This window comes from Planctomyces sp. SH-PL14 (assembly GCF_001610835.1).
Taxonomy (GTDB): Bacteria; Planctomycetota; Planctomycetia; order Planctomycetales; family Planctomycetaceae; genus Planctomyces_A.
In genome coordinates this window covers 353769-373694 of sequence record NZ_CP011270.1, presented here as the reverse complement: position 1 = coordinate 373694, position 19926 = coordinate 353769, and the positions used below count along the sequence as shown (strand labels likewise).

The 19926-nt window shown below is 64.8% G+C and carries 14 protein-coding genes and 1 other RNA gene; 6 read left to right on the top strand and 9 right to left on the bottom strand.

Annotation, left to right across the window (positions count from 1 at the left end; translation table 11 throughout):
* Nucleotides 1-47 precede the first annotated feature (47 nt).
* The 3 genes from VT03_RS01570 to VT03_RS01560 all read right to left on the bottom strand — a co-directional run bounded on the left by VT03_RS01570 (nt 48) and on the right by VT03_RS01560 (nt 3555).
* Nucleotides 48-1358 carry a sulfatase gene (locus tag VT03_RS01570; RefSeq protein ID WP_075091356.1) on the bottom strand — a complete coding sequence of 437 codons (1311 nt, stop codon included), beginning with the start codon at nt 1356-1358 and terminating at the stop codon, nt 48-50.
* A gap of 42 nt (nt 1359-1400) precedes the next feature.
* Nucleotides 1401-1811 carry a large conductance mechanosensitive channel protein MscL gene (mscL, locus tag VT03_RS01565; protein ID WP_075091355.1) on the bottom strand — a complete coding sequence of 137 codons (411 nt, stop codon included), beginning with the start codon at nt 1809-1811 and terminating at the stop codon, nt 1401-1403.
* 547 nt (nt 1812-2358) lie between these two features.
* Entirely contained in the window at nt 2359-3555 is a 1197-nt protein-coding gene (locus VT03_RS01560) for a Gfo/Idh/MocA family protein (protein ID WP_197489167.1), read from the bottom strand.
* Between the two features lie 303 nt (nt 3556-3858).
* On the opposite strand from VT03_RS01560, the gene VT03_RS01555 reads away from it, so the two are divergent.
* The 5 genes from VT03_RS01555 (at nt 3859) to VT03_RS01535 (ending at nt 8530) form a co-directional block, all read left to right on the top strand.
* Nucleotides 3859-5139 carry a glucose-1-phosphate adenylyltransferase gene (locus tag VT03_RS01555; RefSeq protein WP_075091354.1) on the top strand — a complete coding sequence of 427 codons (1281 nt, stop codon included), beginning with the start codon at nt 3859-3861 and terminating at the stop codon, nt 5137-5139.
* Nucleotides 5140-5262: 123 nt separating this feature from the next.
* Complete coding sequence (gene bioA / locus VT03_RS01550) at nt 5263-6621, top strand: adenosylmethionine--8-amino-7-oxononanoate transaminase (protein WP_075091353.1); 1359 nt, start codon at nt 5263-5265, stop codon at nt 6619-6621.
* 89 nt (nt 6622-6710) lie between these two features.
* Nucleotides 6711-7157 carry a hypothetical protein gene (locus VT03_RS01545; RefSeq protein ID WP_075091352.1) on the top strand — a complete coding sequence of 149 codons (447 nt, stop codon included), beginning with the start codon at nt 6711-6713 and terminating at the stop codon, nt 7155-7157.
* 75 nt (nt 7158-7232) lie between these two features.
* Nucleotides 7233-7667 (top strand): tRNA (adenosine(37)-N6)-threonylcarbamoyltransferase complex ATPase subunit type 1 TsaE, encoded by a 435-nt coding sequence (gene tsaE, locus VT03_RS01540; RefSeq protein WP_075091351.1) that lies wholly within the window; start codon nt 7233-7235, stop codon nt 7665-7667.
* Nucleotides 7668-7690: 23 nt separating this feature from the next.
* Entirely contained in the window at nt 7691-8530 is an 840-nt protein-coding gene (locus VT03_RS01535) for an alpha/beta hydrolase family protein (RefSeq protein ID WP_075091350.1), read from the top strand.
* A 419-nt stretch (nt 8531-8949) separates the two neighbouring features.
* On the opposite strand, the gene VT03_RS01530 is transcribed toward VT03_RS01535, so the two are convergent.
* From VT03_RS01530 to VT03_RS01510, 5 genes are all read right to left on the bottom strand, one after another.
* Nucleotides 8950-12972: an FtsK/SpoIIIE domain-containing protein gene (locus tag VT03_RS01530; protein ID WP_075091349.1), complete on the bottom strand. Its 4023-nt coding sequence runs from the start codon at nt 12970-12972 to the stop codon at nt 8950-8952.
* Between the two features lie 604 nt (nt 12973-13576).
* The gene (locus VT03_RS01525; RefSeq protein WP_075096876.1) at nt 13577-14326 is read right to left on the bottom strand and encodes an SDR family NAD(P)-dependent oxidoreductase; all 750 of its coding nucleotides are present in this window, start codon (nt 14324-14326) and stop codon (nt 13577-13579) included.
* Nucleotides 14327-14415: 89 nt separating this feature from the next.
* Nucleotides 14416-15741, bottom strand: a complete 1326-nt coding sequence (locus VT03_RS01520) for a peroxiredoxin family protein (RefSeq protein WP_075091348.1) — start codon at nt 15739-15741, stop codon at nt 14416-14418.
* Between the two features lie 120 nt (nt 15742-15861).
* An RNA gene (rnpB, locus tag VT03_RS01515) (RNase P RNA component class A) lies at nt 15862-16248 on the bottom strand.
* A 33-nt stretch (nt 16249-16281) separates the two neighbouring features.
* Nucleotides 16282-17409: an AAA family ATPase gene (locus VT03_RS01510; protein ID WP_075091347.1), complete on the bottom strand. Its 1128-nt coding sequence runs from the start codon at nt 17407-17409 to the stop codon at nt 16282-16284.
* A 280-nt stretch (nt 17410-17689) separates the two neighbouring features.
* Between VT03_RS01510 and VT03_RS01505 the strand changes: the two genes are divergently transcribed.
* Nucleotides 17690-19114: a class II fumarate hydratase gene (locus VT03_RS01505; RefSeq protein ID WP_075091346.1), complete on the top strand. Its 1425-nt coding sequence runs from the start codon at nt 17690-17692 to the stop codon at nt 19112-19114.
* A 596-nt stretch (nt 19115-19710) separates the two neighbouring features.
* On the opposite strand, the gene VT03_RS01500 is transcribed toward VT03_RS01505, so the two are convergent.
* Complete coding sequence (locus tag VT03_RS01500; protein WP_075091345.1) at nt 19711-19917, bottom strand: hypothetical protein; 207 nt, start codon at nt 19915-19917, stop codon at nt 19711-19713.
* Nucleotides 19918-19926: the final 9 nt, after the last annotated feature.

Below are 19926 nucleotides of genomic sequence, written 5' to 3'. Positions count from 1 at the left end.
GCAAGTGACCACGGAGTGCGCAGAAAGTGCCGGCCCCGTCAGCAGGGTTATTCCTGAACGGGGACCGGTTTCCACCAGGCATCCAGGAGGGCGGTCATCTCTTTGATGCGGTCCGGCTGGGCCGTCGCCAGCTCGCGCTGCTCGGCCGGATCGTCGGCGATGTGAAAAAGTTGAGCGTGCGAAACGTCCGAGAGTGGAGTCGGTACAATGAGCTTCCATCCATCGGCGATGATCCATCGCTCCATGACGTTTCGGGCTGGGTTGTTCAGGTCGACGGCATTGTGGGTGAAGCAGGCTCCCTGAACCGTCTTTCGTTCGCGGACCGCCCGTTCGTCCCGGAGGTCGACTCCCGACATCGTGGCCGGTTTCGGGAGGCCGAGTGCCGCACAGACGGTCGGCGCGATGTCGATTGACTGCACGGGCTGGTCGATCACCGCCGGCGTGATCTTTCCCGGCCACCGGAAGAGGATCGGCGTTCGCAGCCCGGAGTCGTAAGGGGAGCGCTTCGAGGGGAGGAAGCCGGGCTTGTCCGGGTTCTGGATCCACCCGTTGTCGGCGACATAAATGACGATCGTGTTCTCCTCCACACCGCGGTCCCGCAGGATTCCCATCAAGGCTCCGCAGGTCTCGTCGAACCACTCCACCATGGCCCAGTAGCGGGCGACATGGATCGAGGGCGTCTTGTCCCGGTACTTCTCCAGGAGGCGTTCCGGCGGCGTGTGCGGATCGTGCGGCATCATGGGGGCGTACCACACGAGAAACGGAGTCTTCTCGGCCGCACAGCCACGGATGAAGTCGTCGATCGGCTGCATCGTCTTGCGGCCGATGTCGAGCCCCGCATCGCCGTGGCGCTGGCCCGTCGTCATGCCCTCCGTGAAGCCGCCTCGTCGAAAGTTCCCCTGCCACCACTTGCCGGTCTGGAGGGAGTGGTAGCCCGCGTCGCGGACGAGCTTCGGCAGCGTCGGGACCGCATCCATGTGGACGTTCATCGTTTCTCGCCCTTCGCGGAAGGCGTCGGACTTCTGAAAGTCCCGGTTTGTCATCCCCGCGGGAATCGGGGGGTCGTTGGAGGTCACCTTGTGCTGGTGGGGGTACATTCCGGTGATGATCGACGCCAGGCTCGGGCAGCAGAGGCTCGACGGGACATACCCCCGCCGGAAGCAGAGGCTTTCCGCTGCCAGCCGGTCGATGTTCGGCGTCTGGATGTGGGGATGCCCCATGAACCCGTAGTCGGTCCAGGCGTGGTCGTCTGAGATGATGAGGACGACGTTCGGCTTCTCGGCCGCCCACGCGCTCGTCGCGGCGAGACATAGCACCATGGTCAGGAGAGACCAGACAGTCAGCGAGGGACGGCTCATGAAACACTCCGGGCGCGAAGAGTCTGGGAAGGGGAGAGGGGCTCAGGCGATGGGGCGGGCCTTGAGGGCATCCCGGATCTCGATGAGGAGCTGCTGGTCCTTGGTAAGCGGGACCTCCTTCTCGACCTCGGGCGATTTGAAGTAATTCAGGAGGCGGTTCATGGGGAGGACGACCGCGAAGTACACGACCACGGCGATGGCGAGAAAGCTGAGGAGCGAGTTCAGGAAGTTGCCGATCTTGATCGTCGTGTAGGGGATCTCAAAGGCGGCGAACTCGGCCTTGCCTCCCTTTCCGCCAGCGAGGGAGACGATGAAGGCGATTAACGGCGTGATGACGTCGGCCACCATCGACTTGACGAGGTCGCCGAACGCGGCCCCGATGACGACCCCGACCGCGAGGTCGACGACGTTGCCGCGCAGGATAAAGTCTCTGAAACCGTGGAGAGCTTTCACGACTGCACCTCTGAGGATGACCGTCTGACGGGGCCATGGGTTGGCCGCGCGTCGAGTCTAAGCCTCGGCCTTCGGGTTGACCACGTTCGGTCGACCGCCGGTTGGCGAGCGGGACCATCCACAGGGGCGTATCCCGCTCGCTCAAACCGCGTCCTTGCCGGCGCGGCTACGCCACCTCAAACCCAACGTGCGACGGCAGCCGGGGTCAAGGGGGCAACCCCTTGCCGCCGGAGGCGCTTCCATGAGGAACCTTGGTAAGTAACGGATGTCCCCTTTGTGGAACAGCGTTGAGGACTCCCACACATCAGACCGCTGACTTTGCAATCCCCGCGGGTTGATTAGGGGGCATACGACACGTTCTCCGCGTTTGGACACGCGCTCCTTCAGACAACTCTCGACGGCCAGGCCTCCGGCGGGCAAAGGAGCGTTGCCCCTCTGCACTCCCCACCAGGGGTACCCCCTGGACCCGGTTCTTGATCCACCAAACGAAAGAGGGCGCGATCCGACGACCGCGCCCTCTGGCTCATGTCACGTCTGCAACGTCCCACTACTTACGGGCCGACGCATGCTTCAGCGGCACCCACGCACCATCCTCCTTGCTGCTGGCCACGCACTGCTGAATAAAGAACATCCCCTCCACACCGTCATAGACGTTCGGATAAATCGTGTCCCGCCCCTCGAACTTCTCACCGGCGGCCCGCTTGGCCATCGCGTCATAGGCGAACCGGTAAACGTTCGCGAACGCCTCAAAAAATGCTTCCGGATGCCCGCTGGGAAGACGGCTCGAAGCGGTCGACAGCGCCCCCAGGTAAGGACCGCCGTTCCGCGTGTAAATCTGGTGCGCCTGCCCATTCCGGCGGACGATCAACTCGTTTGGGTTCTCCTGCCGCCACTGGATCGCCCCCTTGGTCCCGTCGACCTCGATGAACAGATCGTTCTCGCGACCATGCGAAACCTGGCTGGCAGTCACCGTCCCGAGAGCCCCGTTCTCAAACCGGACAATCGCGTGACCGTAGTCATCGAGGGACCGACCTTCCTCAAAGGTCCGCAGATGACACGAAACGTCCTTCGGCAGCAGCCCCGTCATATAGCGGGCCAGGTTGTAGGCATGCGTCCCGATGTCGCCGAACGCCCCGGCGGCCCCCGACTGCTTGGGATCGGTCCGCCACTTGGCCTGCTTTTGATCCGACGACTCGAGCCGGGTCCGCAGCCACCCCTGAATGTAGTTCGACCGGATGGCGTTGACCTCGCCGATCTCCCCATTGAGAACCATCTCCCGGACCTGCCGCACGAGCGGGTACCCCGTGTAGTTGTGCGACACGGCGAACACGACGCCCGATTTCTCGACCAGCTTCTGGAGCTCTTCGGCCTCCTTCAGGTCGAAGGTCATCGGCTTGTCGCAGATGACGTTGAACCCCGCCTCGACCGCCGCCTTGGCGATCGGGAAGTGCGTGTGGTTCGGCGTCGCGACGGTCACAAAGTCGATCCGCTTGTCGGCCGGAAGCGCCTTCTCCTTGTCCATCAGCTCCTGGAACGAGCCATAGGCCCGGTCCGCCTTGATGTCGTAGGCCGGGGCCGACGCCTTGGCCTTGGCCGGATCGGACGAAAGGGCCCCGGCCACGAGCTCCGCGCGATTGTCGAGCACGGCCGCGGTGGCATGGACCCGGCCGATAAACGCCCCCTGTCCTCCGCCGCACAGGGCCATCCGCAGTTTGCGATTCAGGGAGCCGTTCGTTGTTTCCATGATGCGAAACCTCAGTCAGTGAGCGCCCGTCGTGGGACGGAGACGTGGAGGAAATGATCCGATACCGCAGTTCGATCGGAAGATACAGTAGCCTTTTGTGGCTGTCAGCCGTCCCGAAACTTCCCGTCCCCGGCTGCGTCAAGACCAGTTCCACGGTCTCCGGGACGGCTCAGCGAACTTCCGCGATCCGCGGTTTGAATGTTGCTTGGGAATCGGACACGATACGACAGTCTGATGGCGTCATCGATCCGCCGGCGGTGACTGCCAGAGGCCCAAAGCAATCATGATGTGCAAGGTGGTGTGATGAAGAATGTTGTGTGCCTGATTCTGGGTGGGGGCAAGGGGACGCGGCTGCTGCCTCTGACCGCCGACCGTTCCAAGCCGGCCGTCCCCCTCGCCGGAAAGTACCGGCTCATCGACATTCCGATTTCGAACTGCATCAGCAGCGGCATCCGCCGGATCTACGTCCTCACGCAGTTCAACTCCGTCAGCCTCCACCGCCATATCCGCCAGTCCTACAACTTCGATTCCTTCTCGGGGGGCTTCGTCGAAATCCTCGCCGCCCAGCAGACCAACGAGGCGATGGACTGGTACCAGGGAACGGCCGACGCCGTCCGCAAGCAGCTTCGCTACATCTCGGAATGCGGGATTGACTATGTGATGATTCTCTCCGGAGACCAGCTCTACCGGATGGATTTCCAGGAGATGCTCAACACGCACCTCACGGCCGGGGCGGACGTCACGATCGCCGGTCTGCCGGTCGAGACGAAGCAGACCTCCGGCTTCGGGATCATCCGCTTCAACGAGACCGGCCGCGTGGAAGGCTTCCTCGAGAAGCCCAAGACCGAGCAGGAGCTCAAGCTCGTCCGGACCGATCCCGCCTGGCTCCAGGAGCAGGGGATCGACAGCAAGGGGCGAGAGTACGTTGCCAGCATGGGGATCTATCTCTTCAACCGCGACACGCTGGTTGAGCTGCTGACCAAGACCGACTACCACGACTTCGGCAAGGAAGTCTTCCCGATGTCGATCCGAACCCGGCACGTGCAGCTGCACATGTTCGACGGGTACTGGGAGGACATCGGAACGATCGGCGCGTTCTACCAGGCGAACCTGGACCTGACCGATCCGAACCCGCCGTTCTCGATGGACGTTGCCGCTACGCCGATCTACTCCCGCCCGCGGTTCCTGCCGCCGTCGCGGATCGACGGAGCGACGATCAGCCGCAGCCTGATCGCCGACGGCTGCAAGATCGAGCCGGAAGTCGTGATCCATCACAGCCTGATCGGCCTGCGGGCGGTCCTGGGCCGTCGGGTCGTGATCCGCGACTCGGTTCTGATGGGGGCGGACTTCTTCCCCAGCGACGTCCGGGCGACGACCAATCCCGAGGGGATCCCGATGGGGATCGGCGAAGGGACGGTCATCGAGAAGGCGATCGTCGACAAGAACGTCTGCATCGGCAAGAACGTGACGATCAAGCTCCCCCCCGGCTTCCCGAGCGATGGAGAGCGGGGCCCGCTGGTGGTCCGCGACGGGATCATCGTCATTCCCCGGAACACCGTCCTGCCCGACGGCTGGAAGTTCTGAACGGGGCAACGGAAGGGAACGACGAGACCACGCTCCCGGCTGGTCCGCGAGCGGACAGCCGGGGGACGCCCGTGTTCCCTCGCCGGCACTTCGGGCTGGCGTGAAATTTCTCGACGGACTGCGATGGATCCCGAAACGCTGCGCCAGTGGGACAACGACCACGTCTGGCACCCCTTTGCGCCGATGCAGGCATACCGGACCGAGGCGGCCCCGATCATCGAGGCGGCCGAAGGGTTTCACCTGACCGACGTCGAGGGGCGGCGGTATCTCGACGGCATTTCGTCCCTGTGGTGCAACGTCCACGGCCACCGCGTCCCGGAAATCGATAACGCGATCCGGGCTCAGCTCGACCGCGTCGGCCATTCGACGACGCTCGGTCTTTCATCGCGGCCGTCGATCGAGCTGGCGAAACGGCTGGTCGACATCGTCCCGCCGGGCCTCACGAAAGTCTTCTACTCGGACAGCGGCGCGACGGCGGTCGAAGTCGCCCTCAAGCTTGCCTACCAGTACCAGCGGCAGCGCCGGCCCGCCGCTCCGGACCGGAGCCTGTTTGCGACCGTTCAGGGCGCCTATCACGGGGACACCGTCGGCTCCGTCAGCGTCGGCAGCATCGACCTGTTCCACGCCGTTTACGGCAAGCTCCTCTTCCCGACGCTGTCCGTTCCCAGCCCCGCCTCGCTGCGGCGGCCGCGGGGAATGACGCGGCAGCAGTGGACCGAGCACTGTCTCACCGCGCTGGAACAGGTGATCGTCGAAAACCATCAGCGGCTCGCGGCGTTCATTCTGGAGCCGCTCGTCCAGGGGGCGGCGGGGATTCTCGTCCATCCTGAAGGTTACTTGCGGCGGGTCCGCGAGCTGACGCGGGCCTACGACATTCCGCTCATCGCCGATGAGGTGGCGGTCGGCTTCGGGCGGACCGGGACGATGTTCGCCTGTGAACAGGAAGAGGTCGCGCCCGATCTGATGTGCCTCGCGAAAGGGCTCACCGGAGGTTACCTCCCGCTCGCCGCGACGCTGGCGACGGACCAGATCTACGACGCCTTTCTCGGGGAACCGCACGAGGCCCGGACGTTCTTCCACGGCCACACCTTCACGGGAAACCCCCTTGGGTGTGCCGCGGCGCTCGCTTCTCTCGACCTCTTCCAATCCTGCCAAGTCCTGGCCAACGTCCGGGCGACCGAAGCCCGTCTCCGTGAGCGGCTGGCTCCCCTGTCTGCGCATCCTCACGTCGCCGAGGTCCGCCAGAAGGGGATCATGGTCGGGATCGAGCTCGTCGCGGACCGCGAGACGCTCGCGCCATTCCCCGCCGCGCGGCGCACGGGCCACCTCGTCACGCTGGCGGCCCGCCGGCGCGGTGTCATCCTCCGACCGCTGGGAGACGTCGTCGTCCTGATGCCGGCCCCGGCGATGCCGCTCTCGCTCGTCGATGAACTGCTGGACGCCGCGATCGAGTCGATCGAGGAAGTCGCGCCGGGACGCTGAAGGGCCACTCCCCGTGTGTCCACTCCCGCCCGATCGCCGGCCCCGATCGTCAGTGCGGCCCTTGCTGTCCGATCCGTTATGCTCCCCGCATGAAAGCGAATACTCTTGGTCTGATTATCGGCGGACTCCTCCCGGCCGTGTTCCTCGGACTCTCCAGCGTTTTTCAGAAGACGAGCAACCGGGCCGGAATCGCCGCCGGCCCCTTTCTTCTCGTCGTCGGCGCGGTCGTGCTGCTCGTCGGGCTCATCCTGACCGCCATCCAGCGGGACCTCACGATCAACTGGACGAGCGCCGCGCACGGCGCCGCGGGAGCCGCGCTCTGGGCGGCGGGGATGGCCTGCATCGCCACGGCCCTTGGCCGCTACCACGCACAGCTCAGCCAACTCGTCCCCCTCTACAACATGAACACGCTCGTGGCGGTCGGCGTCGGTCTGGTCGTCCTCTCCGAATGGCACACCGTTCATCCGGTCAAGATCCTGGCCGCGAGCGTGCTCACGATCGCCGGAGGCGTCCTCGCCGCGCTCTCGACCCGATGACCTGCCGTTCACCCGGTCACCGTCACCGGCGGCCCGCAGCCTCCCCCCACCCTCGTTCGTCTGTCGGTTTCTCCCATGGCCCCTGAGATCCTGCGTTCCGAGTCACTCGAAGAGACGCGCCGCGTCGGGCACGCGCTCGCCGCGCGGATGGCTCCCGGAACAACCGTGGCCCTCGCCGGTCCGCTTGGAGCCGGGAAGACGACCCTCGTCTGTTCGATCGCCGAAGCCCTCGGGTGCCACGACGCGTACGTCAACAGCCCCACGTTTGTCGTCATCCAGGAATATGCCGGACGCGTCCCGGTCTACCACGTCGACGCCTATCGTCTGAAAGACAGCGACGAGTTCCTGGAACTCGGCGGGGACGAACTGCTCCGCGGCGACGGGATTGCCCTCATCGAATGGGCGGATCGGATCGCCGACGTCCTGCCGCGGGACCTCGTCCGGATCGAGATCGTTCCGATCGGCGAATCCTCCCGCGAGTTTCGCGTGACCGGCCTCCCATCGCCCTGACCCCAGCGTCACCTGAGACATCCATGTCCCTCTCCGCAGATCGTCCGTCGCCCACCGCGACACGATGGTTCGTCGCGTTTCTGATGAGCTTCGTTCTCGCTTCCGGCGTGTGCGTAGCCGCCGAGCCGGAGGATGTCGTCTTCCGGGCCAGGAACGACGGGTCGGAACAGCGGTACGTCGTCCGGCTTCCTCCGGAGTTCCGCGACGAAGTTCCTCATGGACTCCTGATCGCTCTCCACGGACATGGCTCGGACCGCTGGCAGTTTGTCCGGGACGGACGGGACGAGTGCCGGGCCGCCCGTGACGCCGCCGACCGGCACGGGCTGATCTTCGTCTCCCCCGACTACCGGGCCCGCACGTCATGGATGGGACCGCAGGCCGAACAGGATGTCCTTCAGATCCTCGAAGAGCTTCGGGCGAAGTACAGGATCTCACACTTGATCGTCAGCGGCGGATCGATGGGGGGAACCTCGGCGTTGACGTTCGCCGCGCTGCATCCGGATCTGGTCGCCGGCGTCGTCGCCCTGAATCCGCACGCCAACCACCTCGAATACGACCGGTTCCAGGATGCGATCGCAGCCTCATTCGGCGGCAGCAAGGCCGAGAAGCTGCCCGAGTACAAGAACCGCAGCGCGGAGTACTGGCCCGAGAAGTTCACGATGCCGTGCGCCATCACGACCGGCGGACGGGACGAGATCGTTCCTCCCGGCAGCGCGCTCCGCCTGGCCGCCGTTCTCAAACGTCTGGACCGCGAGATTTTGGTGATCCATCGTCCCGAAGGGGGGCACGCGACGAACTACGCCGACACCCTTGCCGCCTATGAGTTTGTCATCGAACGGGCGGGGAAAGGGAGGAAGGAGTAGAGAGCGGGAAGTCGTCCACGTTGTTGCCGGCGCGACGCCCATAGCTCAAACCCAACATGCCACGGCCGCTGGGGTCAAGGGGGCCTCGCCCCCTTGCCGCCGGAGGCGCTTCCACGAGGAACCGTGGTATGCAGCGGACGTCCCCTTTGTGGGACCGGCGTTGAGGATTCCACGCTCGCTTTGCAATCCCCGCGGGTTGGTGAGGGGGCATCCGGCACGTTGTACGCGTTCGGATACTCCCTGCTTCAGATATCTCTCGACGGCTAGGCCTCCGGCGGGCAAAGGGGCCTTGCCCCTCTGCACTCCCCACCAGGGGCACCCCCTGGACCCGGTTGGCTCGCGCAAGATATTGACCGCTCACTTCCTCGAGGATGAGCCGGTCCACCACCAAGTCCGCCGGAAGCAGGCTCCTCGCGACGCTACGAAATCATGAACTCGTCGAGGTCGGTCGCCTCATGCAGATCAACCGCCGCCGCCTCCCCTTCCACCTCCGGCTCACCCGCCAGCCGAGCCTTCACAAACTGAAGCCACGCCCCGCCAGGAACCCCATACGGCCGGAACTTCTCCGAAGTGCCGCTCTCCTCGCGATACAGCAGCGCCCGGTGCACACCCAGCTTCGCCGCCTGCGGAGAATCGATGAGGTTGCTCGAATCCGACTGGTTCATCTGGAACGCCACCCGGGTATCCAGATCCCGCATCGCATTCCGGCTGATCCATCGCTCCAGGTTGCTGTACAGGTCGCACCAGATCACCACATGAATTCCCGACTCCGGCCCGTTCGCCAGCAGGTCGGAGAACATCTTCGAAGGCTGCGGCGGCTTCGGCTCGCTGCTCCCCCCGAACCCGCCCAGCGAAAACTCGTCTTCCCCCTTCCGCAGATCGCGGAACTTACTCAGGTGATACACGAACAGGAACAACGGCGGCCGAACCTCATCGCGATGCTCGTCGCGGTCTTTCCATTCGGCATGAAGCTCCGCCAGGACCGCCGCACTGTCGCGAGGAGTCACCCGCCGGACAGCACCCGGCGCCGCGTCGACCACCTGCTTCCACATCGCCGCATCCGGCGAATCGGCCGGGCTGCCGTCAAAGACCGTAAACGTCGGCGATGTCGACTCACCGACGGGCGGGACCTGAGCCGCCAGCGTCAACAGCCCCGTCGCCATCAGCCCCTGGGCCGCTTCAGCATCCGCACCCACGATCAGCAGGTGTGAGCCGGTCTGGCGGTGGAACGTGTAAGCCGTTGGTTGCTTGATCTCGACCGCGTCCCCGAGCCACAACGTCGGAGCAGTCAGCCCGCGGTCCTCCGGACGCTTCTCCAGAAGTCGCCGGATCGCGACGTTCCGGGCCGCGTCCGAAGGAATGTTCCCCTCGAAGACGATCGCCGGATCCCACTCCCGGTCGCTGTGCTCCGCCAGCCCCTGGATCCGCAGGAGATAGTCCTCGCGTTCCTCATCGGAGAGCCAGGCGATCTGGAACGGATGGTTCCCTTCGAGAAGCCCGTTGGCGTCGTTATAGATCGCCTCGCCGGGACGGGTGAGCAGTCGCGCGGCGGTGTTTTCTTCACTCAGGATCAGGTGGGCGTCGGACTCGCTGCACTGGAGAGCGACGCGGACCGCCACCTGCCCCAGCGTGCTGCGGGCGAGACTGTAGGCCCCGCCGAGCGTCTGCGAGCCGAGAATGACGTGCATCCCGAAGGCCCGCCCCTGCCGGACGAGGCGGTCGAGGAGGAGCGACGCGGACTGGCCGAGCTTGTCGTCCTCGATGAAGAACTCCTGGAACTCGTCGACGACGAGCAGGATCCGCGGCAGCGGCGTGTTCGGATTCGCGTTGCGGAAGCCGGCGATGTCCTGAACGCCATGCTTACGGAACAGCTCGCCCCGTTCCTGGAGGATTTCGTCGAGCCGCTGCAGCGCGCTGACGCCGAACTCGCGGTCGCTCTCGATCGCGACGACCCGGGCGTGCGGCAGCTCGAACTGCGCGTAGTCCTTGAACTCGACCCCCTTCTTGAAGTCGATCAGGTAGAAGTTGACCTCGTCGGCGCTGTAGTGCAGGGCCACGTTCGTGATGAGGGCGTGCAGGAACGTCGACTTCCCCGAGCCGGTCTTCCCCGCGACGAGCATGTGCTGGCTCGTCCCCTGTCCGAGTCGGAGGTGCTGGAGCTTGGTCGCCCCGGCCCGCCCGAGCGGGACATCAATCCCGCGGCGGCTGTCGCTCGTCCAGTAGGCGGCGGGAGTCGGCGCGATCCGCTGGAACGAGACCTCGACGCGGCGGGCATCCTTCGAGGCGTCTCCGACCCGCTTCACGATCCCGGTGAAGACGTCCGGCGGTGGAGGCTCATCGATCTGCAGCGGCCACGGGGCGAGTTCGGACGAGGTCGAATGAAACGCCTCGTCCTTCCACTCGAACGTTGAACAGGCGGACTCGATATCGGCCAGCGAAAAGCTGTGCGGAATGTCCTTGCTCGTGTCGACGCTCATCAGCGTGTAGACGCCGCACCGCGGGCCGCTATTGACGATGCTGATGAGCCGGCGGGCCGCGATGTCGCTGAACTTCGACGGGAAATCGCTGACGACGAGGATGTGGTACGGCTCGGCCACTTCGCCGGCGTGCTCGTTGTACTCCTCGATCGTGGCGAACTCGTTGCGGAGGTACTTCTGGAGGACGTTCTCCATGTGCTCCGTCAGGTCCGCCAGGCGGGCCTCGATGTGCCCCGGCTCGGTCCAGATCCGGCTCGTCACGAGGAGTTCGTCGTAGTCGGCCAGGTGCATGAACCCGCCGAAGCTCTCCCCGAGTCCGATCGGGTCGATGATGGTGAACCGCAGCTTCCCCGGCGGCAGGTGCGTCAGCAGCCGGAGCATCGCCGTCTGCATGACTTTGACCGCCGATTCCCGGGCCTTCGCTCCCCGCCCTTTGAGGAGCAGCGAGGTCTCCGAAGGAAACCGGACCGTCGCCGGCAGCGAAAACTCGCTCGCGCGGGGGGCGAGCCGCATGTCGGACGAGATCGCTTCCTGCCAGTTGTGAAGATCGATCGCGTAGTTGCCGACACGGACAAAGGGGGGCGTCGTCTTGGCCGGTGTCCAGGCGGGATCGAGCGTCCCCTGCCACTCGCCGTAGACCTCGGCGCTCTCGCGGTCGGCCGCCTGGACCGCCTCCTGGAAGTCGCGGAGCTGCTGTTCCCAAGTCGTCTTCATCTGGTGCCACGCCGCGGCCTGCCGGCGGCGGCGATCGGCCGAATACGCTTCCAGCTCCGCCTCCAGCGTCTCCAGCCGGGCGGTCCGCTCCGCCGTGGCGTGGGACACTTCCTCCCGGTGCTGCGAGTCGAGTTCCTTCAGCCGCTCGTCGCGGACTGTCTCGATCTCCTGCCGACGGGCCGCATAGTCGGTGCGGGCCGCCGTCAGCTCCTCATGCAGCAGCGCCTCGATCTCGAGCACCTTCTGCTGGTGGGCCTGCTGGTACCGCTTGATGGCCGCTTCCCGCTGCTTGAGCATCTCCCGCTGGCGGAACTCGAACTCCTTCTGGGCCTGCCCCATCTCTTCCTGGGCAAAACCGAGCCACCGCCGGTGCGTCCATCCCGCCTCCGCCAGCGTCTGCGTCAGCGACTGCATGGTGTCGTGAAACCGCATGCTCGCGAGCGTGTAGACGATCCCCGTCAGCAGCAGTCCGGCCCCCAGCCCGATTCCCGCCGAGATCCCGATCCAGTGAAGCGACATCCGCCCCGTCGTCACCTGCAGGACCGTCGGATCAAGGAGCAGAAAGAGGGGAACGAAGATCAGGCCCGACAGGGCGAAGTACGTTGCGATCGACCGGAAGCCGAGAAACAGGTGTGGCAGGATCATCCGCCGGGCGGACTCCAACAGCCCCATTGCCCCGTCCATCAGTTCCCGGAACCGCTCGGCCGCGGCGTCGCGGTTCTTGAGGACGGTCGTCGGCTCCGTCGGCAGGGCTCCGGCCCAGTGCCGCGACTCCGCGAATTCCTTGGAGAGGGCGTCGAGGGCCTCGACCTCGGTCGCCTGCTCGTCGCGGGTCTTAAGGAGGGTGCCTTTGAACCGCTCGTACTGGCGTTTCGGGCTGTCCTCGGCGGTATCGTCGAGGACCGACGACGTCACCCAGGTGCTCTCGTTGTAGCGGTGCTCGATGTCGTTCCGTTCGGCCCCCCGGCGGCTCTCGATTTCTCGGACGATGCCGCGGTGTTCGGTCTCGATCCCGCGGAGCTGCGCTCCGAACTCCTCTTCGGTTTCGCCGCGGACGCGGGCGTGCGTTTCGGCGAGCGTGGTCAGGGTGTCTTCCCGGTCGGCGATCGTCCGCCGGATTGCCTCCTGGAACTCGCGGAGCTGTTCGTCACCGACGAGCTGGAAGTTCCGGGAAGCCTCCATTTCGCCGCGGTGCCGCGCGCTGATCGCCTTCTGGAGATCGGTGAGGAGTCCGTGGTAGCGGGAGGGCATGAGCGGCGGGGATGGAGGTGTCTGTCCGGGCGTTGGGGGCCTTTCGAGATCATATCCATCCGGGCGGGCAGCGTGCAGGGGGGCTGGCCCTTCCAGGCCGAGCCAGCGGGGTGAGTCGGGGCGTCGGTCCTCGAGATGAACGGAGGGCGAAGAGAATGTGAACGAGGACTCATTCCTGGTTGCGTGCATGTCACCGGATTTCCTGCGGACTCAGGGAGCGGAGGTCCCTTCAGGAAATACGGACAGCAAGTTCAGGCGATAACAGCGTTCTTGCCGGCACGACTTGATAGCTCAAACCCAACGTGCCACGGCGAGCCTGGGGTCAAGGGGGCCACGCCCCCTTGCCGCCGGAGGCATTTTCATGAGGAACCGTGGGACACAACGGACGTCCCCTTTGTGGTACCAGCTATGAGAACTCCCTCACATTACACCGCGCGCTTTGCAGTCCCCGTGAGTTGGTGAGAGGGGCATACGACACGGTGTCCGCGCTTGGACACTGACTCCTTCAGGCATCTCTCGACGGCCAGGCCTCCGGCGGGCAAGGTGGCGTGGCCCCCTTGCATCCCCCACCAGGGGTTACCCCCTGGACCCCGGTAAGTACGCGCTACATCGTCCTTCCACCATCAACAACCAAGCACTGCCCCGTCGTCAACGACGTTCCCGTAGCGAGATACACAATCGCATCCGCAATATCATCCGGCTGCGCAGGACGCGGAATCGGATAGTTCTCCACCCGCTTATGAAGCTGCTCCTCCGTCATGATGTCCCGCAGCCACCGCGAATCAATCGGCCCCGGACAGACCGCATTCACCCGAATCGGAGCCAGCGCCCGCGCCAGCGACTTCGTCATCGTATTGAGCGCCCCCTTGCTCGCCGCATACGCCACCGAAGACCCCTCCCCGCCAATCCCCGCCACCGACGAGACGTTCACCACCGCCGGCGCATCCGACTGCCGCAGCAGCGGCGCAGCCGCCTTGACGCAGAAGTAGGGCCCCTTCAGGTTCACGCCCAGGATCTCATCCCACACCGCCTCGGTCAGCGTGTCGAGATCGTTGTGCGGAATAAACTTCGTCGTGGCGGCGTTGTTGACCAGAACATCGAGCCGCCCGAACTCCGCCTCCACCTGCTTCAGCATCGCATCGACTTCCTCGCTGCGGCTGACATTCGCCCGGACCACGATCACCCGGCCTCCATGTTGCCGCGCCAGCTCCGCAGTCTCGCGAGCCTCGCCCTCGCTCCGTGAGTAATTCACGACGACATCAAATCCCAGCCGTGCCAAGCGGAGAGCGGTGGCCCGTCCCACCCCCGTTCCGGAGCCGGTGACAAGGGCGGCGCGGCGGCGGTTGTCTTTCATCATTCAGTCCTTCGGGGGCGGCGATCAAACCGCCCCGTCCCTGCGATCACTTCAGCATTCGACGATCCGGCAACGCGATCCGCGGCCAATCACTTGGCCGACTTGAGAGCGGCCGCCACCACGAGGTCCAGCTCCTCCAGACCGCGGTTCACGTCAACCTTGTAGAGCCCGTTCCGGTAATGAACGATCTGCCCGTTCGGACCGATCACGACCCACAAGGGGAGGGGTGCGGAGAACTGTCGCGGATCGCCGAAACTCTTGATGAGGTCCCCGGAATCGGTCGTGATGTCGTAGCCGACGTTCATGAACTCCTTCAGCTTGCGGATCGACCGGACCGCGAGGCCCGCCGTATCCGGCGACCCGAGCCGGGGATCGACCGCCACGCCGATCACCTTAACCCGCTCGCCGCGGCGCGAGGCCAGGAAATCCAGGTAACCGATCTGGCCGTATGGCTCCGTCAACGGCGAATCACGATAGTCCCAGAAGTGAAGAACGATCACCTTCCCCTTGTGCGGGGCGATGTCGTAATCGGTCCCGGTGAGCGTCTTCACCCGGATCGGCGGGGCCGCCTGGCCGACAAACCGCTTCGTCAGGTCCGCGACCGCGGTCGTCCGCTGCTGCTGGGCCTTCACTTCCCGGTTGATGAGCGCTACCAACCGCTCGTAAGCCGTTCCCTCGGCCGCTTCGGTCAGCGCCGGAATCTGGTCCGCCACCGACTCCAGCTGCGCCGCCGTCAGTTCAAAATCGGTGGTCCGTTCGGCATATCCGAGTTCTGCCTGCAGCTTCCGCAGACTCTCGCCGATGGCGGCGACGCGGGCCTCGGAGGCGTCCGCCACCGCGTTGGTCGAGACAAGCCGGGTGACGAGCTCAAACCGGTCTCCCTGCCCCATAAAAATCCGCTGCGTGCTGGAGGTCACGATCCCGGTCTCCTGATCGACCAGGAATGTTCCCCGCCGTCCGAGGCCATCGGACGATTCGACCACCCAGCAGTCCCAATCACCGACTTTCCGCGTTCCGGTCACTTCGAGATCGACCTGCCCCTCTTCCCACTTCGTGTCCGCGGCGAGCTTGGGGGCCCCGTTGAGGAACGGCACGCGGACGGTCAGGGAGTACGGCAGCCCGTCATGGCGATGAACAGTCGCGATGGCCGGGAACGTCCCTGCGCGGGAGCTCTGCCCGAACCGGCCGATCCAGGGAAGCGTGTTCCCGGCGTCCTCGATGACATGCCGCGTCGTGAAGTCCGTCCCGTTCCGGGTCACGAACACATGCATATTGAACTCATGGACCGGAGTCGACTTTCCCCCCCGGTCGAGCTGCCCGAGCTGCGTCGAGTAGTAAAGGTCGGTGGTAGGGGCTTCCTGAAGCGGACCCGCGGCCAGAATCCACAGCACACCGCCCAACAGGAGACTCGACATGGAGAGGTCCGGAGAGTGAGGAAGTTGTCAGTCATCAGTTTTCAGTCCGAGGCTGCTGGAAGCGCCGCTTGCCCAACCGAGACTGCTGAACTGCCGACTGAAAACTGATGACGAAAAACTATCCGGAGTGAGTCTGTAAGCCGGGTTCTGTCGAGAACGGCCATTTCTCTGGGGCGGCAGTTGCCTGACGCCTCGATGCGACCTACCCGGACGTCCTACGGGAACGAACCGCTCCCGATGCGTGGCGCCGAAACGCCCCGCATTGCGTCCTGCTTGGTCTTGCTCCCGGTGGGGTTTACCGTGCCGACCCTGTCGCCAGGATCGCGGTGCGCTCTTACCGCACCTTTTCACCCTTGCCTGTGCCGTGAGGCCATCGGCGGTTTGTTTTCTGTGGCACTGTCCCTGTTCTTGCGAACGGTGGGCGTTACCCACCACCGTGTCCTGTGGAGCCCGGACTTTCCTCCAGAGGCGGGCTACCCCGCCTCCAGCGACCGTTCGACTCACTCCGGGAGCGAATTGTAGGGGATCGCCGGACGGAACTCATGCGTCGCCGTCGATGATTCGCGTTTCTCCGTCGACCATTTCCAGACGGATCGGCTGGCACCCGCTCAATTCCGCGATCCGCTCAGCCAGGAGCGCGGAGTGAGTCGTCACCCAGACCTGACTCGACCGGGACGCGTCCACGATCATTCCGGCCAGGACCGGAATCAGGTCGGGATGGAGGCTTGTCTCAGGTTCGTTGAGGGCGAGGAGCTCTGGCGGACGGTCGCTCAGAAGAGCGGCCGCCAGGCAGAGAAAACGCAGCGTTCCATCCGACAGCTCGCGGGCCGTCAAGGCCCGCCCCAGCGACGGGGTCTCCAGTCGAATCTCCGCTCGCGTCAGTGTCCGTGACGCTGGATTCCTCAAAGTGTCTTCACTGGCGATCACGAGATTCGCGCCGAACGCCTGATGGACGGCACGGGCCAGGGCCTCGGAGAGCTCGCCCAGCTGGATCGTGGCCAGCGCGGAGGCGAGGTTCTCACCGTCGTCATCGAGAATCGGGGAGTACGTCGCGACCTGCCACTGCCGCAGCGGCGATCGGGAATCGGTCCGGAACTGGTGATAGAACCGCCACCGGAGCACAGACTCTCGCAGACGCCAGAGTTCCGGGTACCTGTATGGCTCGCGAAGCTGCGAGAGGACCGACTCCGTCGGCGTGACTGTGAACGGGTAGTCGTTCCATTCGTAGTCGCCGCCACGGATGCGAATCATGCTGTTCCTGCGCTCGCACAACAGCGCGGACGGCCGTCGCTGCCGTCCGCCCCAGACCTGCTCGAGTTTGATCTCCGGATCCAGGGCGAATCGACCGGGGTCATGCAGCGTCTTTCCCCCCTGCGGATAGCCGCAGGCCATCTCGAAGGAGAATTCGTCGGTTGTCAGCCCGAGCACGACCCGGGTCTTTTCTCGCGTGAAGCGTTGTCCCGCCCACATCGCAGAGGAGAGACCCCCTTCTTCAGCCAGCGCACGGGCAAACCGGCCCTGAGCGGACTGGGCGATCAGGACGAGAGCCCGATACAGATTCGATTTTCCAGAGCCGTTCGGGCCTGTGACGACGGTGATGGGCTGCAGCGGAATCCGAAGCCGCCGCAGCGAGCGGTAGCCATCGATCCGTAGTTCTTCGATCGCCAAGCCAATGCCCCTCGGTATCCGTTTCCAACTCGCGACGCATTCGACCGAACCCTGTCGGGAAATTCATCCTCAGTGGAAGGGGAGAGGTGAAGGAGAAGTCGACAACCACCTTCTCCCTTCCGTCTTCAGCCTTAAGCCTTCCGCCTCCAGCCCAACGGCCTGAAGCTGCGACTTCAAATCGCCCCCGCTAAAATCCGGCGTCGTCCAGCCCCCGCGCCGGACCTGTCGATTATCCCGTGGCCGGCCGACCTCGCCGTTGGCCTTGAAGTGCAGTGTGCCCATGTCTGAATTCCGGATCGAAAAGGACTCCATGGGGGATGTCCAAGTCCCCGCCCAGGCCTACTACGGCGCCCAGACGCAGCGGGCCGTCGAAAACTTTCCGGTCTCCGGCTGGCCGCTGCACAAGGATCTGATCCACGCCATGGGGATCGTCAAGTACGCCTGCGGCGTCGCCAACCGCGACCTCATGAAGCTGCAGGACACGGGCAAGGTCCGCCTGAATGCCAAACAGATCGACGCCATGCTGGCCGCCGCCAAGGAAGTGGCCGCCGGCAAGTTCGACGGCGAGTTCCCGATCGACGTCTTCCAGACCGGATCGGGAACGTCGAGCAACATGAACGCCAACGAAGTGATCGCCAACCGGGCGATCGAGATCCTCGGCGGCGACCGCTTCTCCAAAGATAAGCCGGTTCACCCCAACGACCATGTCAACATGGGGCAGAGCACGAACGACACCTTCCCGACCGCGATCCACGTTGCCGTCGCCGTCAGCATCCGGAAGACGCTGATTCCCGCGTTGAAGCGGTTCGAGGACGTGCTTTCCCGGAAGGCGAAGGAATGGGACAAGATCATCAAGATCGGCCGGACCCACCTCGCGGACGCTACGCCGCTCCGGCTCGGCCAGGAGTTCGGCGGCTTCGCGCGGCAGCTCACGCTCTCGATCGAGCGGGCCGAGCGGGCGCTGACGTCGGTCCTGGAACTTCCGGTCGGCGGGACCGCGGTCGGCTCGGGAATCAACACGCATCCGGAGTTCGGCCACCGCGTCGCGGAGTCGGTCGCTGGTGAAACCGGAATCCCGTTTGTCGAAGCGGTGAACCACTTTGAAGGGAACGCCCAGCGGGACGGTCTCGTCGAGTGTCATGGCGAGCTTAAGGCGATCGCGACGACGCTCTTCAACGTCTCGAACAACATCCGCTGGCTCGGCTCGGGGCCGCGATGCGGCTTCTACGAGATCAAGCTGCCGGACCGTCAGCCCGGCAGCTCGATCATGCCTGGCAAGGTGAACCCGGTCATGTGCGAGAGCATGATGCAGGTCTGTGCCCGTGTCATCGGGAACGACGGGTGTCTGACCCTCAGCGGCGCGGCGGGCGGAAACTTCCAGCTCAACATCATGATGCCGGTCATGGGGCAGACGACGCTTGAGAGCATCATGCTGCTGACGGGGGCGACGAATGCGTTCGTCGAATTCTGTGCAGAGGAGATGGAGGCGAACGAGGAAGCCTGCGTGGCGAGTGTGGAGAAGAGCCTGTCGATGGTGACGAGTCTCAACCCGCACATCGGTTACGAGAAGGCATCGGCTCTTGCGAAGGAGGCGTTCAAGTCGGGGAAAACGATCCGCGAGCTCTGCACGGAGCAGAAGATTCTTCCGGAGGATGTCTTGGAGGCGGCTCTCGATCCGTTCTCGATGACGGAGCCGCAGGCCTGAGCACGCGGGCGGATTGTTGGGAGCATCGACACCCCGTTAAACCGGGTCCAGGGGCCCCCTGGTGGGGAGTGCAGAGGGGCAACGCCCCTTTGCCCGCCGGAGGCCTGGCCGTCGAGAGATGTCTGAAGGAGCGAGTGTCCAAGCGCGGACAACGTGCCGTATGCCCCCTCACCAACCCGCGGGGATTCCAGAGCGAGCGTGGACTCCTCGGCGCCGGTTCCACAAAGGGGACATCCGTTGTGTCCCACGGTTCCTCGTGGAAGCGCCTCCGGCGGCAAGGGGGTGAGACCCCTTTGACCCCACGCTGCCGTGGCACGTTGGGTTTGAGCAATGGAAGCGATGCCGGCAAGGACGCGATGGCCTTATGAGCTCCAAAGCAGCCCTCGAAACGAAAAAGCCCGCAGGACTCTCCTGCGGGCTTTCTTCTTTGACTCTCTGATCCGCCTCATGTCACGGCGAGGCGTCCCGCTTCACATCACGACAGCTTGACTACAGCACTCGTCACTCTCGAAAACCGCCGGCAGGCCGTTCTCACTCGTACGCGGAAGTCGCTCCCGCGGGTCGGTCACTTCAGCCAGACCGGACTCCTGTCCACTTCAGAAGGCGTGCAGCATCCCGCGGCGGAGCCGGTCGACCTCGTTCGACGAGACGAGGATCCGGTTTCCGGTGCGGGGGTTCAGCAATCCCAGCAGGTTGCGCTCAGGCACGTCGGCCCGAATGAGCGGCTCGCGACTCGTCAGCGACGCCATGTAGGTGGCGACGTCGACCAGCCGATCATCCTGAATTCTGGCAGTGATCTTCATGACACGCGG